The organism is Pseudoalteromonas shioyasakiensis (assembly GCF_024518675.1).
GTDB classification, from domain to species: domain Bacteria; phylum Pseudomonadota; class Gammaproteobacteria; order Enterobacterales; family Alteromonadaceae; genus Pseudoalteromonas; species Pseudoalteromonas shioyasakiensis_B.
In genome coordinates this window covers 15,224-30,768 of sequence record NZ_JANIGL010000005.1, presented here as the reverse complement: position 1 = coordinate 30,768, position 15,545 = coordinate 15,224, and the positions used below count along the sequence as shown (strand labels likewise).

Below are 15,545 nucleotides of genomic sequence, written 5' to 3'. Positions count from 1 at the left end.
GTAACATGAGTATAGAATTACTAATTAACGTCACCCCGAGTGAAAGCCGTGTTGCCTTGATTGAAAACGGTGTGTTGCAAGAAATTCAGCTTGAGCGAATTGGCAATCTAGGCATCGTAGGCAATATATATCTAGGTAAAATTAGCCGCGTATTACCGGGGATGCAGGCTGCCTTTGTTGACATTGGGTTAGATAAAGCGGCTTTTTTACATGCATCTGATATCGTTAATAGTGCATCGATTGTTGAAGGTGTCGATGAGCAGCCAATAAAAAAAGTGCAAGATATTAGAGAGTTGGTACGTCAAGGGCAGTACATTATGGTGCAAGTGGTGAAAGATCCGCTCGGTACTAAAGGTGCGCGCTTAACAACCGATATTACAATTCCGTCTCGTTACTTAGTATTTATGCCAGATGCAACCCATGTGGGGGTTAGCCAGCGTATTGAGACGGAAGAAGAACGTACCCGATTAAAAAATATAGTGGCTGACTACTCTGACGATGATGGTAGCTTTATTGTTCGTACCGCTGCAGAAGGTGCGAGTGAAGCCGAATTACGCCACGATGCCGCATTTTTGAAAAAACTGTGGGAAAAAATCGTCACAAAACGTAAAAAAACCAGCAAAGAAAGCATTCTTCATGAAGATCTTACATTGGCATTTCGTACATTACGTGATTACGTTGGCGAAGACATGGAACGCATTCGTGTTGACTCAAAGCTAACTTACCACGAGTTAAAAGAGTTTACTGAAGAGTTTGTGCCGATCCTTGCCGGTGCCCTAGAGTACTACCCAGGCGAGCGCCCGATTTTTGACTTGTTTGATGTTGAAAACGAAATACAAAAAGCGCTGCATCGGAAAGTAGAACTCAAATCAGGCGGTTACTTAATCATTGACCAAACTGAAGCCATGACCACGGTAGATGTAAACACCGGCGCGTTTGTTGGTCACCGTAATCTGGAAGAAACCATTTTTAATACCAACGTTGAAGCAACGTCAGCCATTGCTAGGCAGCTTAGGCTTCGTAACTTGGGTGGTATCATTATTATCGACTTTATTGATATGGTCAGCGAAGAGCACAAACGCCGAGTATTACACTCGCTCGAGTCGGCCCTTGGCAAGGATCGGGCTAAATCAAATATAAATGGTTTGTCCGCGTTAGGCTTAGTTGAAATGACCCGTAAGCGTACCCGTGAAAGCTTGGAACATATTTTATGTGATGTATGTCCAGCGTGTTCTGGGCGCGGTTCGCAAAAAACAGTTGAGACCGTGTGTTACGAAATACTCAGAGAAATCGTTCGGGTAAACCGTGCCTATGCAGCCGATAAGTTTATGGTTTATGCGGCACCCGCAGTGAGCGAAGCCTTGATTAATGATGAGTACCATAACCTTGCAGAGCTCGAGCTCTTTATTGGCAAACAAGTAAGTATTCAAACCGAAAGCCTCTACAGCCAAGAACAATTTGATGTGGTTATGATGTAATGAAGGCAAAGACGGTCTGCTTTTTTTGTTTACGAAAGTTGTGGCAAGTGTGCGCCATCACTCTCGTGTTGCTGGCCGTTATTGTATCTGTTTTAAAATATACCCTACCTTATGCAAATGATTATAAAGGTGATCTTGAAGGTTACCTGTATGAAAAGTTTGCAGTAAACTTATCCATTGGCGAAATTTCAGCAAGTTGGCAGGGCAAAGGCCCGGCTATTGTGATGGAGCAAATTTCCTTTGAAGATAACACCACCTCACCAATAGCCCTGACTATCGCTAAAGCGAGTTTAGAGCTGAATTTATGGGAAACCATCAAAACACGGCAGTTAAAATCTAATTATTTTGTGATTAATGGCTTTCATGCTGATGTAGACTTGCCCACCATGCTGGATTCAAGCGGTGGTGAAGTATCTTTTGAACAAAAAGAATTAATCGAAGGATTATTTTTAGGGGAAACTGGACACTTTGCCGTTGAAAATAGTAGCCTAAATTTTTTACTCGCAGATGGTAAGGAGCGCCGTTTAATCCTTGAAAATATAGTATGGCAAAATTCTCCTGAGCAACACAGCGGCAGTGGTACCTTAGCCTTGCCGGGAATTTCTGTTGGTACATTTGACGCCCGACTTACCTTAACCGGAGCTACGCTCGAGTCCATGGCAGGCGATATCTATGTGCAAGCGAGGGATGTTGATGTATCAAAATGGTTAGCGCAATACAGTAATAAAGATAAACACGAACTTAAATCTGACCTTAATTTAGAGTCTTGGTTTAGCATTGAAAAAGGCTTAATCACCGATGTAAAAGTGAAGTGGCTACCCAGCAGTATTAATTGGCTACAAGGTGAAAAGCAACAAGCACAGCAAATAAGCCTAAGTGAAGGCGGATTTCATCTCTACCCTTGGCAACAAGGTTGGCGCTTAAAAAGCACAGGCCTTGCCATGAGCAATAAACAACATCGTTGGCCTGACTTTCAATTTGAAGCGCAATTAGAGCCACGGCAAAAGCAGTTATGGTTTAGCCAACTTGATTTTGATTTGGTCAACCAATTAGCGCAGTTGAGTAGTTTTAGCGAACTTGAACCGTTAATCAGTCGTCAGCCTAATGGCCAAGTTGATCAAGCCTATGTGCACTATGCTGCAAATACCGATTGGCAATTGTGGTTTTCTGCCCAAAATGTGGGTTGGCTCGCTCAACAAGGCATACCGGGTGCTAAAGCGTTACGAGTTGAAGGCATTATTAATCAAGAACGTGGCCGTGTGAGCTTATTTGGTGAAAATAACCAGCTGCTAACGGCGGATACATTTAGCCGGCCAATTAGTTATAACCAACTGAATTTAGATATCGATTTAGCCAAAACCGCGCAGGGCTGGCAAATCAGTAGTGATAACCTCTGGTTAGATAACGATGAAGTGACACTCGCGGCAGAAATGAAAGTAACGCTTGGCGAATCGCCACGGTTTGACCTCTACGGCGAAGTATTTGCTCCGGATGCCAGTATTGCTCGTCATTATTTTCCCTTACCAGTAATGAGAGATAGTCTGGTTGATTACTTAACAGGGGCAATTAAAGGCGGCGAGCTTACACAGGCACAAGTGCTGTTTTCAGGCCCAGTTACAGGGTTTCCATTTGCGGATAACTCCGGGCAATTTGAAGTGCTTGCCCAAGTTGACAATGCTAATTATCAATTTTCACCCGATTGGCCAGCGGTTACGCAGGGAAGTGCTAAGCTGCATTTTGTAAATGAGCGCATGGATATTTACACTCAACAAGGTAACTTAGTGAATTTGGCGGTGGGTGCGGGAGTTCATGTCAGTATTGCTGATTTAATGAATGCAGATGTGTTAACTGTTAAAATTAATAAACGTGCATCAGCAGAAAAACTTTTACCTTTTTTTCAAGCCACCCCACTTGCCGAGCCTCTCGCCAATGTATTTAGTGTTATTCAAGGGCAAGGCAGCGCAAATGCGGCAATTGAACTGACGGTTAATTTAAATGAGTTAGATGTGAATGCCAAAGGTATAGTCAACCTTAAAGATATGCCGGTTTTTATTGCCCAACCTGGGCTACAGCTTGAAGGTGTATCAGGGCGGCTATATTTTAATGATGATCATATTGAATTAAAAAATGCAAAGGCCAATTGGCTTGGTATGCCGCTAACGTTTGACTTTAATGGTAAAAGTATTGCGCAATCATACCGAGGTGATATTAACATTACCGCTCAACTTAATGCTGACACCTTAATTGCTCATGGCCAAGGTTTACTTAAAGGTTATTTACAAGGAGAAGCAGAGGTCGGAATAAAACTAGGCTTAAACTTTTTACCTGATAGTTTTAATTATCGGGCAAATGTTACGTCTGAGTTAGTTGGGCTTAGCAGTCAACTACCTGCGCCATATGCAAAATCATCACAACAAGCTTGGCCATTGTCGGCGCAAGTACAAGGTGATGATATATCTAATTTGATCACGGCAAGCATTAATAAACAGCTCTACTTTAACGGTATTTTAGCAAATGCAAACGGTAAAATGAGCAATGCTCACTTAATCTTAGGCGAGCAAGATTTAGGTTTGAACCGTGATGATTTATCGGTCTCAATTAACCTTGATGAAACGCCTTTACTGCCTTGGCTTGGATTAATCGAGCAAATTATTGATATCAGCCAAATGGAATCGCAAAGCGAAGGCTTTTTACCCCCACTTAAAGAAGTGGTTGGGCAGATTAATCAGCTCTCGATTGATGACATTGTATTTAATGACTTTGAAATGCGATTGGTGCCTTCACAAAATGAACTGGACTTAAGGTTAAACGCGAAAGAATTACGCTCTCAAATAACCATTCCATTACAACAGCACAGTCGTCCGATTCAAATTAATAGTGATTATTTACGGGTTAACTTTAAGCCTGAACAGGTTAATGAGCAAAGCGATAGTGCAGTTAAACAAAGCGTTGAACAACTAAGTTGGTTGAATGATTTACCTGCAATCGAATTTGAATGTGCAGATTGTAAAATAGCAAGCTATCAACTTGATAAAGTCAGTGCATCATTTTACGGTGATGGGAAAAAGTTATCGATTTCTGAAATCGTGGTCGATAAAGGCGAGCATATTTTACGCGCCAAAGGACAGTGGCAAAGCGGGTTAACTCAGCTCAGTGGGCATATGCATAGTGATGATATTGGTGAGCTATTCGATGAGTTTGATATTACCACCACAGTTAAGGATTCTACGGCACAAATTAATTTTGATTTAGCCTGGCAAGCTGCGCCATATCAATTTGATATACCGAGCCTAGCTGGTAATTTAGCGTGGGACTTAGGTGATGGCCACTTAGCTGAAATTAGCGATGGCGGTGCCAGAGTGTTCTCATTATTAAGCTTAGATTCCTTAGTACGTAAGCTCAAACTCGACTTTAGAGATGTTTTCTCGAAAGGGTTTTTCTACAATAACTTCCAAGGCACCATGCAACTTGATAAGGGCATAGCCTACACCCAAGATACTAAAATGGATGGAGTACCTGCAGATCTCACCATTAAAGGTCACACGAATTTGAATACCATGGAAATTAATTACGACTTAGCGGTAGCTCCACAAGTCACTTCAAGTATTCCAGTTATTGTTGCCTGGATGGTTAATCCTGTTACAGGGCTAGCTGCGTTAGCTATCGATAAAGTTATCCACTCTGCGCGGGTTATTTCTGAAATTAATTTTAAAGTAACAGGTAGTATGAGCGACCCAGTAGTTCAAGAGGTTGATCGAAAGAGCCGTGAAGTGACGATCCCTCAAGCGGCACAAAATCAGCCACAAGCCACATCAGGCCACCCTGAACTAAACCTCAAAGATGCAGCGGCCACAGCAACACAATGAATAACACTGCGAAATCATCAGGCACTATAGTTGCGCTACAAATGTGCTCAGGTATTGATGCCAATCAAAATTTACAACAACTTGAACAGCAATTACACCAGCTGCCAACGACCCGGCCCATGCTGGTATGCTTACCAGAAAGCTTTTTAATTTTTGCTAAGCACGGCAAAGATGCGTTAGCCCTTGCCGAGCAAAGTGCAGGGTATCAGGCGAGATTGGCTACATTGTGTCGCAAGTTTGATATTTGGCTGGCTGCTGGCACTATGCCAATAGCGACGAACAATAATAAATACTTAGCCGCCTCCTTGCTTTTTAACAGCGCAGGCAGCGTGGTTGCACACTATAATAAAATACATTTATTTGATGTTGATGTAGCCGATGGTACAGGTGCTTATCGAGAATCAAACTTTACCCAAGCCGGTGATGATGTGGTGGTAGTCGATTCGCCATTTGGTAAAATAGGCCTCACAGTGTGTTATGATCTGCGCTTTAGTGGTTTATACAGCACATTGCAGCGTCTAGGGGCTGAAATTATATTAGTGCCCAGTGCATTTACCACAGTGACAGGCAAAGCGCATTGGCAACCTTTATTAACCGCACGAGCGATAGAAACCCAAAGTTATGTGATCGCTGCTGCACAAGCAGGCCAACATGAAAATGGCCGTTCGACATACGGCCATAGTTTAATTATTTCTCCTTGGGGTGAAGTCCTAAGTGAGCTTAAAAGTGGCACCGGGTTTATTGGTTGTCAGCCAGACTTAGCCCAATTGCATGCCATTAGACGAGATATGCCCGTGCAATCTCACCAACGATTTAGAGAGCATTTATTATGAATACGGTTGAACAGCATTTATTACAAGACAGCCAGCTAAATCGAGAAGAACTCGAAAAAACGCTTAGCTTTATTCATCAACATAATGTTGATTACGCAGATCTGTATTTCCAATCAAGTCACCATGAATCATGGGTATTAGAAGACGGTTTGGTAAAAGAGGGCTCCTATAATGTTGAGCGCGGCGTAGGTGTACGTGCAGTGAGCGGTGAAAAAACAGGTTTTTCATACTCAGATGCAATCAACCTTGAAGCGCTCAACAAGGCGGCCACAGCTGCGCGCAGCATTGCAGATGCAGGCGAGAGTAAAACTGTACAAGTATTTAGTGATGTCGCAGCAAAGCAGCAATATGCATCACACCAGCCTATTCAAAGCATGAGCGATAACGATAAAGTAAGTTTATTACGCGAACTTGAAAACTACATTCGTGAATTAGCACCGGATGCGCAGCAAGTAATTAGCTCAATGTCGGCAGTGTATGAAGAAGTATTGATTGCTGCAAGCGATGGCACCTTTGCCACCGATATCCGCCCATTAATTCGCTTAAACTGTTCAGTACTGCTGGAAAAAAATGGCCGTCGCGAACGCGGTGGTGCAGGTGGTGGCGCGCGTTTAGATTATGGTTATTTTAAAGAATTAGAAAATGGTAAACCGCGTTGGATGGGGTTTGCTGAAGAAGCTGTGCGCCAAGCTAAAGTAAACCTTGAGGCGATTGATGCCCCAGCTGGTACGATGGAAGTCGTGCTTGGTGCAGGTTGGCCGGGGGTATTACTGCATGAAGCCGTAGGCCATGGCCTTGAAGGTGACTTTAACCGCAAAGGCGCCTCAGCCTTTAGCGGAAAAGTGGGCGAAAAAGTGGCATCAGAACTATGTACTGTAGTTGACGATGGCACCATTGCTGATCGCCGTGGTTCATTGAATGTTGATGATGAAGGTACGCCAGCGGCTTACAATGTCCTAATCGAAAACGGTATTTTAAAAGGCTATATGCAAGATAAAATGAACGCTCGTTTGATGGGAGTAAATCCTACAGGTAATGCGCGTCGTGAATCATATGCCCATTTACCGATGCCGCGTATGACCAACACCTATATGTTGGGCGGCGAGCATAGCCAAGCAGATATTATCAGCTCAGTTAAAAAAGGCATTTTTGCACCCAACTTTGGTGGTGGCCAAGTTGATATAACGTCAGGTAAATTTGTATTCAGTGCCTCTGAAGCCTATTTAATCGAAAATGGCAAAATCACTCAGCCAATCAAAGGTGCAACCTTAATTGGTAACGGTCCTGAGGTTATGCAGCAAATCTCGATGGTAGGTAATGACTTAGCGCTTGATAAAGGTGTCGGTGTGTGTGGTAAAGACGGCCAAAGTGTACCTGTAGGTGTTGGTCAACCAAGCCTGAAAATAGATAACCTAACCGTGGGTGGCACAGCTTAAAAGCAGTAACTATTAAAATAAGCCGAGTGATATTTATTACTCGGCGAAGAGCTCTGCGCACGAGTTTACACTCAACGCTTTGGTCGTACATCGAGATGTTTTGAACACAAAATATGAGCTAACGCACGAGCCGCGGGTTGAATATTATAGGGGCTCTCTTTGTTGTTCAAGCTTAGCTAAGCCACTGTTTAAAACTTTGATATACTTTTTAGAGTCAGGGTGAACTTTAGAAAATGCGGCATATATTTCTACAGATTCACCCGCAGGTCCTTTTATTAACTTATCTTGCAAATTATGTGTTTCGATCAGTTCGTTTGCAACATCGTCAAACAGTATTAAGGCATCTAAGCGGTGAGAAGATAGCTTTTTTAAGTTTTGTTGATGGTTTTTAACACGTTCTAACTTAACATGAGCTCCATTATCTAGGAAATCACCATAGCCATAGCCTATGATCCCACCAACTCGAGTGTTTTTAGTTAGGCCTTCTTTTGTTATGGCTGTTAGTGGGTTATCGTGCCAATAATAAAAATGTTGATGGGCTATCACTAATGGCGAGTCATGGAAGATAAAATGCTTATTATATTCGCTAGTTTTAGGAACATTAATACCGAGCAGGCCATGCCCTATTTTTAGTAATTTGATGATCCTAGCAAAAGGCAGTACTTCAACATTTACCGTTACTCCTTCAAGTGCAAATGCATTTATAACTTTAGTATTGCTTATCCCCGTACCATCCGCATAGGAGTAAGGGGGCCAGCCATCCTCAGCATATAACGTTATTTCTTCAGAAAAGGCAGGTTGAGTTAGATAAAAGCACATAACAAGTAAAAAAATCGCTTTTGAAAATAAGCCATTCATATTGTTTAAATCTTAAAAACTAAACTAAAGTTATGGTAAGTGTAGCAGAGAGCTTGGAATATGCCGCAAATAACCGCGTTAAAATCGGATTTAATTCATCAGTTTAAGCACAGCAACCTTTCAAGAAAGCTATTGTTTTATATAGTAATGTTTAGCTCTATATTTGCCACCTTAGCTACCGGGATACAAATCCTGTGGGATTTTAATAGTAGAGTCTCGCAAATTAATAGCTCATTGAATTATATCGATATCAGCTTTACTAAACCACTTGCACAAAGTTTATGGAGTTTTGATGAAGAGCAACTCACAATTTTGATCCATAGTATTGAAGATATCCCCGATATTGATTCATTAAAAATAAAGCAAATAGTGCAGGGCAAAGAAAGCACTTTTTATCAATCCGGCGAGTCTATAGCAGGCTCAGTGATAGCACAGAATTTTAGTCTATTTTATGATGAAACATTGGTTGGTGAGCTGCATGTATCCGCATCTATGAGTAAAGTATATGGTCAGTTGCTACGAAAATCTGCACTCATATTACTTATTCAGTTTTTTAAAACCATAATAGTGTCTGCATGTGTATTACTAGTAATGTATTACATACTTATTAGGCATTTGAATTTCATTGTAAACTATTTAAGAAATACTTCCTTTATATCTGGTGAAGTCCCAAAACTATGTTTACCAAGGGGCAATAATAACCAAAATGATGAACTTGATGAGCTAGCAAGTTCATTTAACGGCCTTTATCAAAAGATCAGTTCTACCATGGTAGAAAGACAAAGGTTTACTGAGCTACTGCAAGATGAGCGGGATTTTTCTGATACTGTTATTGAAACAATGTCTTCACTGTTAGTGTGTACCGATGAAAACCTTGTGATCCAGCGTTTAAATATCGCGGTAGAGCAACTTTTACTTATGCAAGATGAACAAATTAAAGGGCAAAAGTGGCCACAGCTCTTTACTCATAATGGCGACTTTGAACGACTTAATGGTCACTTTTTATCTGGTAAGCAGCAAAATTCAACACAGTTTAAAATGATTACAGCAAACGGTCACGAAGAAGTTATCGAGTGGCAGTGTGCGCCAATATATAATAAAGGGAAAGTAGTCACCTATATTTTTAATGGCTATGTTATTACTCCACTAATTCAGGCTGAAACAGCTCTGACAGCTCTTAATCAACAACTGGAAGAAAAGATAGCACAAAGAACCGCAAAGCTCAGTGAAAGTAACCAAACACTGAAAAGTGCACTGGAAGAATTAAAACTGACACAATCAGATTTAATAGAAGCTGAAAAAATGGCTTCATTAGGAGGTTTAGTTGCTGGTGTTGCTCATGAGATTAATACACCTTTAGGTATAAGTATTACCACGGCGTCTTTCATTAAAGAGCAAGCCAATATGATGGCTGAGAAATTTGTTCAAGGTAAAATATCGAAAAATGGTTTGAACATATTCCTAGAACAACTTGAGCAATCTATTGAGTTAATCGAAGCAAATCTTGATAGAGCCGCTGAATTAGTTTCGAGCTTTAAACAGGTTGCGGTGGATCATAGCTCAGAGCAAAAGTATTGCTTTAATGTACGGACAAATTTAGAGCACGTGATAAAGTCTCTTTCCCATGACATTAAGCAATCTCACTGTACCATTAATATTAATTGCCCAGATGCATTAGAAATTGATAGTTACCCAAGTCGCTTTATCCAAATTTATACCAACTTTATCTGTAATTCGGTCATTCATGGTTTTAAAGAATGGGATGGTGAAAAGCAAATTTTCATAAATATAAGTAAGCACTTAAATACCTTAAAAATTGTTTATAAAGACACCGGCTGTGGTTTAACCCCGCAAATGCGCAGCAAAATATTTGAACCATTTGTAACATCAAAACGCGGTTCAGGAAGTAGCGGCTTAGGGGCACATATTATTTACAATATAGTGACGCAGCTGTTTGCAGGAACTATTCAGTGTCATTCAGAGTTAGGCGAAGGCGTTGAATTTATTATCGAGATACCAATAACCAAGGAACTCTAATCTCTATTCACATCGACTTAAAGCAACTCTTCATGGGTATAAAAAAACCTTGCCGAGTAAATCAGCAAGGTTTTTAAAATTTGCCGAAGCCCGAAGCCCGAAGCCCGAAGCCCGAAGCCCGAAGCCCGAAGCCCGAAGCCCGAAGCCCGAGGCTAGCGCATCGTCACTAATTCCTCAGAACCAGTCGGGTGTATTGCCACTACTGAGTCAAAGTCAGCTTTAGTTGCGCCCATTTTCATAGCCACTGCAAAGCCTTGGATCATTTCGTCAACAGTAAAACCGATACCGTGTAGGCCAACAACTTTTTCATCATCGCCTGCGCAAACCAGCATCATGTTACATGCTTGGCGGTGCTGAGTAACGGCGGTGTACATAGCTGCAAAGCTTGATTTATACACTTTGACGTTTTCTTCGCCGTATTGTGATATCGCTTCTTGCTCCGTTAAACCGATAGTTCCAATAGGTGGGTGGCTGAATACAACGGTAGGTACTAGCTCGTAATCCATTTTCAAATCATCAGGTAATTCTTTATTGAATAAACGCTCAGACAAAGTACGACCCGCTTTAACTGCAACCGGTGTAAGCTCAATACCGTTTTCGATAATATCACCTACGGCATAAACGTTTTCTGCTGTGGTGTTTTGATACTCATCAACTTTAACATAGCCACTTTCGTTCACTTCAACGCCAGCCGCTGCTAGGTTAATTTTATCTGTAGTAGGTGTACGGCCAATAGCCCAAATAACGTGATCAACATTTTGGCTATAACCATTTTCAAAATGGATAGTTAAGCTGCCATCGCTTTCTTTAACCACTTCTTTTGGAGAACATTCAGTGTGTAGCGTAGGCCCTTCTTTAGCCATAATATCAACAAGTGTGTCGATGATATATGGGTCAAATGAGCGCAGCGGTTTATTTTTACGAACAAATAGATGCGTCTCAGTGCCTAAGCTATGTAACACACCTGCAATTTCAACGGCAATGTAACCTGCGCCAATAACTGCGACACGTTTAGGTTGCTCGCTTAGTTCAAAGAAGCCATTTGAGTCGATACCGTGCTCAGCGCCTGGGATATTTGGAATAGTCGGGCGGCCACCAACAGCAACTAAGATATGATCAGCGGTATATAGCTCACCGTTTACTTCAACGGTTTTATTATCAACAAATTTGGCAAAACCATTGATTACAGTTACACCATTACTAGCTAGGTATCTATCGTAACCTTGATGAATACGGCCAATGTAGGCTTCACGACTTTCAACTAATTTAGCCCAGCTAAAGCTTTTAAGCTCTACATCAAAACCGTAATCTGGTGCATACGCGTTAATTGCTTCAGCAACTTGTGCGCCATGCCACATTACTTTTTTCGGCACGCACCCTACGTTTACACACGTACCACCCATGTGCTTTGCTTCTATAAGCGCTACTTTTGCGCCGCGCATTGCGGCACGGTTAGCTGAGGCAATTCCGCCGCTACCGCCGCCAATTGCAATGTAATCAAAATGCTGAGCCATTTTCAGTCCTCAAGTTTTATATAAAACAGTTTAACCCGATAATAACACATGGTAGACCTGTTAAAAGCCCCTTGTATTTCGCTATTTTGCCCCAACTTCAAAATCATATTCGTAACGATTTGAGAGCTAACATGAGCGATTTACAAAACAACCCACTAATAGGCCTTGAAGGCTTACCGCCATTTTCTAAAATCAAACCAGAGCATGTGGTGCCAGCACTTAAACATGCCATAGAGCAATGCCGTGCTAAAATTGATGAAGTGTTAGCAAAAAAATCATTCACATGGAATGACTTAGTGCTGCCATTGGAAGAAGTGGATGACAAATTATCGCGATTGTTTTCTCCTGTGTCGCATATGAACTCGGTGGTCAACTCTGACGAGTTACGTGAAGCTTACGAGCAATGTTTGCCGCTTATATCTGAGTACTCTACTTTTGTTGGTCAGCACCAAGGTTTGTATGAGGCTTATAATACATTACATAAAAGTGATGAGTTTAAAACGTTAACTACGGCGCAACAAAAGTCAATTACCAATGCATTACGTGATTTTGAGTTGTCTGGGATTGCACTTGCGCCAGAACAGCAAAAACGTTACGGCGAAATAAGCGCGCGACTGTCTGAGCTTGCAGCTAAATTTGGTAATAATGTGATGGATGCAACGCTTGCCTGGCAAAAACACATCACAGATGAAAGTGAACTTGCTGGTTTGCCTGAGTCGGCTTTGGCACTCGCGGCAGAAACCGCAAAAAGCAAAGAGCTTGATGGCTGGGTGTTTACCTTAGATTTCCCGTCGTATTTACCGGTAATGACCTATGCCGATAACCGTGAACTACGTGAAGAAACTTACACCGCTTTTGTAACTCGAGCATCAGATAAAGGCCCGAATGCAGGTGAGTTTGATAACTCTGCAATAATGAGTGAAGAACTGGCATTACGTCATGAATTAGCTCAACTACTTGGCTTTGCAAGTTATGCCGAAAAGTCATTGGCAACCAAAATGGCTGAAACACCAGAGCAAGTTTTTGCGTTTTTAGAAGACTTGGCTGCTAAATCTAAACCGCAAGCTGAGCAAGAGTTAGCAGAGCTTCAAGCTTATGCTAAAGAAAAACACGGTATTGATGAGTTAGCTGCGTGGGACTATGGCTATTATGGCGAAAAGTTAAAGCAAGAAAAGTACGCTATTTCAGATGAAGTTCTGCGTCCTTACTTTCCAGCCAATAAAGTGCTCAGTGGCTTATTTGAAACAGTAAATCGTTTATTTGCTATTACCGTAAAAGAAGTTAACGACTTTGATAGTTACCATAAAGATGTACGCTTTTTTGAAATCTACGATAACAACGATACCTTACGTGGCCGTTTTTATCTTGATTTATATGCGCGTGATCACAAACGTGGTGGTGCGTGGATGGATGACTGCATGGGTCGTAAAGTGCGCGCAAACGGCGAGTTGCAAACACCTGTGGCGTATTTAGTGTGTAACTTTAATAAAGCGGTAGGCGATAAGCCTGCACTGTTTACTCATAACGAAGTAACAACTTTATTTCATGAGTTTGGCCACGGTATTCATCACATGCTAACTCAAGTAGAGGCCGCGCCCGTTGCAGGTATTAACGGTGTCGCTTGGGATGCGGTAGAGTTACCAAGTCAGTTTTTAGAAAACTGGTGTTATGAAGAAGAAGCCCTTAACTTTATTTCAGGTCATTACGAGTCAGGCGAGCCACTACCTAAAGAGTTGTTGGATAAGCTATTAGCGGCTAAAAATTACAACTCGGGCATGCAGATGCTGCGTCAAATTGAATTTTCATTGTTCGATTTTAGAATTCATAACGATTATAAAGCGGGTGAAGAGTGCCAGATTCAAGCGCGTCTTGATGAAGTGCGCAGTCACACTTCAGTGGTAAAAGCGCCAGAGTTTAACCGCTTTCAGCATGGCTTTAGTCATATATTTGCTGGTGGTTATAGCGCTGGGTATTACTCATACAAATGGGCTGAAGTGCTATCAGCGGATGCTTACTCACGATTTGAAGAGGAAGGGATATTTAACCCTGAAACCGGCCAAGCCTTTATGCAACACATTCTAGAAAAAGGCGGTAGCGAAGAGCCAATGGCATTGTTTAAAAACTTCCGCGGCCGCGAGCCAAGCGTTGATGCATTATTACGCCACAGCGGCATTGCAGCATAAAGCTGCAGTACTACTGCTAAAACAAGCGCCTATTTGGCGCTTTTTTATTATTAAGCCAATAATTTTTCGCAAAATCAGTGCTCCGTACTATGCTTTTTGAAGTAATAGATAAAAAGGGAATAGGCATGACTAAGCTAGTACTGGCGATTGACGATGATAAGTATGTACATCATGTTATAGAGGAATCACTGGCAGGGTTTTGTAAGCTAATACATGCAAAAAGTGGAGAGGAGGGACTTAGGCAAGCATTCAAATATAACCCCGATATTATTTTACTAGATATCGAAATGCCTGGAAAAACAGGTTACGAGGTATGTCGTGAGCTAAAAGCTAATGAACAAACGAAAGATACACCGGTTATGTTTTTGTCAGGTAAAAGTGAGTTGGCAGAGCGTGTCAAAGGCTATAATTTAGGTGCCTCAGATTACATCGTAAAACCATTTAATGCTGAAGAGCTAATGGCACGTATTCGCGTGTTATATCAGTACCGACAACATTCAATTAAACTTAAAAACGATGTTGAGCGTGCGCAAATTACCGCAGAAATAGCGATGACAGATTCAGGGGACATGGGACGTATCATGCGATATGTTGGGCAGAGTTATCATGCTCATGATGTACACAGTTTGTCAGCTTATTTCTTTGAATTTTTTAGGCCTTTACAATTAGATGTGGTTGTCGCTTTTTGGTACCAAGAAATCGGCGTATTTTGTAGTGATGAAGGTGGCGTTTGTCCACTTGAGCAAGAGTTATTGGAAAAACATCGTCATGCTAACCGATTCGTTGATTTTAGTAGTCGCACGATAATTAATTATCCCAAGGTGTCTATTCTTATAAAGAACATGCCGTTAGATGACGTTGCACTTTACGGTCGTTATAAAGACTTATTCCCCCATATTTTAGAAGTCACCAATGCCAAAATTCAGGATATGGAAGTCAACGAAAAAGCTTTGGCGCAAGCACATAGTGTGGGGAATGCCTTTGCTGAATTATCTACAAAAATGTATGACAACAGCGATGCTAGAGAATTAGCGGTCACTAAATTTGCCGCGCAATTAGCTGAGGTTCGTAAAACTATTGAGCAAAAACCAGAGCTTAAATACAATCAAGAATTGGTTTTTCATATCGAGCAACTTGAACAAACCCAAACCGAGTTCTCTGCTTTGAATAATGATTTATCTTTTATAAAGTACCAGCTTAATCACATTATAGAATCGCGAAATGAGCTGGTGGCTAGTTTAAGCCGCATTGCAAACTCTGAGTATACCGAAGAGATAACCTCTCAAACTGATATTGAGCTATTTTAGTGCTATAGCGAGTAGCACTTGATATACTCTGCT

The 15,545-nt window shown here is 41.5% G+C and carries 9 protein-coding genes; 7 read left to right on the top strand and 2 right to left on the bottom strand.

Going from position 1 to position 15,545, the window contains the following annotated elements:
- The first annotated feature begins 5 nt into the window (after positions 1 to 5).
- From rng to tldD, 4 genes are read left to right on the top strand one after another with little or no spacing between them, the layout of a single operon-like run.
- Positions 6 to 1,478 carry a ribonuclease G gene (rng, locus tag NQT69_RS14135; RefSeq protein WP_256828342.1) on the top strand — a complete coding sequence of 491 codons (1,473 nt, stop codon included), beginning with the start codon at positions 6 to 8 and terminating at the stop codon, positions 1,476 to 1,478.
- Positions 1,478 to 5,344, top strand: a complete 3,867-nt coding sequence (locus NQT69_RS14130; protein WP_256828341.1) for a YhdP family protein — start codon at positions 1,478 to 1,480, stop codon at positions 5,342 to 5,344. Before rng ends, NQT69_RS14130 begins: the two co-directional genes overlap by 1 nt.
- The gene (locus NQT69_RS14125; RefSeq protein WP_256828340.1) at positions 5,341 to 6,177 is read left to right on the top strand and encodes a carbon-nitrogen hydrolase family protein; all 837 of its coding nucleotides are present in this window, start codon (positions 5,341 to 5,343) and stop codon (positions 6,175 to 6,177) included. The genes NQT69_RS14130 and NQT69_RS14125 overlap by 4 nt, the downstream gene beginning before the upstream one ends.
- Positions 6,174 to 7,613: a metalloprotease TldD gene (gene tldD, locus NQT69_RS14120; RefSeq protein ID WP_256828339.1), complete on the top strand. Its 1,440-nt coding sequence runs from the start codon at positions 6,174 to 6,176 to the stop codon at positions 7,611 to 7,613. The genes NQT69_RS14125 and tldD overlap by 4 nt, the downstream gene beginning before the upstream one ends.
- Positions 7,614 to 7,757: 144 nt before the next feature.
- Here the strand turns inward: tldD and NQT69_RS14115 are convergent, their stop codons facing one another.
- Positions 7,758 to 8,471, bottom strand: a complete 714-nt coding sequence (locus NQT69_RS14115) for a substrate-binding periplasmic protein (protein WP_256828338.1) — start codon at positions 8,469 to 8,471, stop codon at positions 7,758 to 7,760.
- Positions 8,472 to 8,531: 60 nt separating this feature from the next.
- Here NQT69_RS14115 and NQT69_RS14110 point away from each other — a divergent pair, with 60 nt between their 5' ends.
- Positions 8,532 to 10,508 (top strand): ATP-binding protein, encoded by a 1,977-nt coding sequence (locus NQT69_RS14110; protein ID WP_256828337.1) that lies wholly within the window; start codon positions 8,532 to 8,534, stop codon positions 10,506 to 10,508.
- Between the two features lie 152 nt (positions 10,509 to 10,660).
- On the opposite strand, the gene gorA is transcribed toward NQT69_RS14110, so the two are convergent.
- Complete coding sequence (gorA, locus tag NQT69_RS14105; RefSeq protein WP_256828336.1) at positions 10,661 to 12,022, bottom strand: glutathione-disulfide reductase; 1,362 nt, start codon at positions 12,020 to 12,022, stop codon at positions 10,661 to 10,663.
- A gap of 131 nt (positions 12,023 to 12,153) precedes the next feature.
- On the opposite strand from gorA, the gene prlC reads away from it, so the two are divergent.
- Both prlC and NQT69_RS14095 read left to right on the top strand, forming a co-directional pair.
- A complete protein-coding gene (prlC, locus tag NQT69_RS14100; protein ID WP_256828335.1) occupies positions 12,154 to 14,205 on the top strand; it encodes an oligopeptidase A in 2,052 nt (683 codons plus the stop codon).
- 125 nt (positions 14,206 to 14,330) lie between these two features.
- The gene (locus NQT69_RS14095; RefSeq protein WP_256828334.1) at positions 14,331 to 15,512 is read left to right on the top strand and encodes a response regulator transcription factor; all 1,182 of its coding nucleotides are present in this window, start codon (positions 14,331 to 14,333) and stop codon (positions 15,510 to 15,512) included.
- Positions 15,513 to 15,545 lie beyond the last annotated feature (33 nt).

Coding starts and splice junctions, on each gene's coding strand:
- prlC (WP_256828335.1), top strand. CDS start 12,154: ATGAGCGATTTACAAAACAACCCACTAATAGGCCTTGAAGGCTTACCG.
- NQT69_RS14125 (WP_256828340.1), top strand. CDS start 5,341: ATGAATAACACTGCGAAATCATCAGGCACTATAGTTGCGCTACAAATG.
- rng (WP_256828342.1), top strand. CDS start 6: ATGAGTATAGAATTACTAATTAACGTCACCCCGAGTGAAAGCCGTGTT.
- NQT69_RS14115 (WP_256828338.1), bottom strand. CDS start 8,471: ATGAATGGCTTATTTTCAAAAGCGATTTTTTTACTTGTTATGTGCTTT.
- gorA (WP_256828336.1), bottom strand. CDS start 12,022: ATGGCTCAGCATTTTGATTACATTGCAATTGGCGGCGGTAGCGGCGGA.
- NQT69_RS14130 (WP_256828341.1), top strand. CDS start 1,478: ATGAAGGCAAAGACGGTCTGCTTTTTTTGTTTACGAAAGTTGTGGCAA.
- NQT69_RS14110 (WP_256828337.1), top strand. CDS start 8,532: ATGCCGCAAATAACCGCGTTAAAATCGGATTTAATTCATCAGTTTAAG.
- tldD (WP_256828339.1), top strand. CDS start 6,174: ATGAATACGGTTGAACAGCATTTATTACAAGACAGCCAGCTAAATCGA.
- NQT69_RS14095 (WP_256828334.1), top strand. CDS start 14,331: ATGACTAAGCTAGTACTGGCGATTGACGATGATAAGTATGTACATCAT.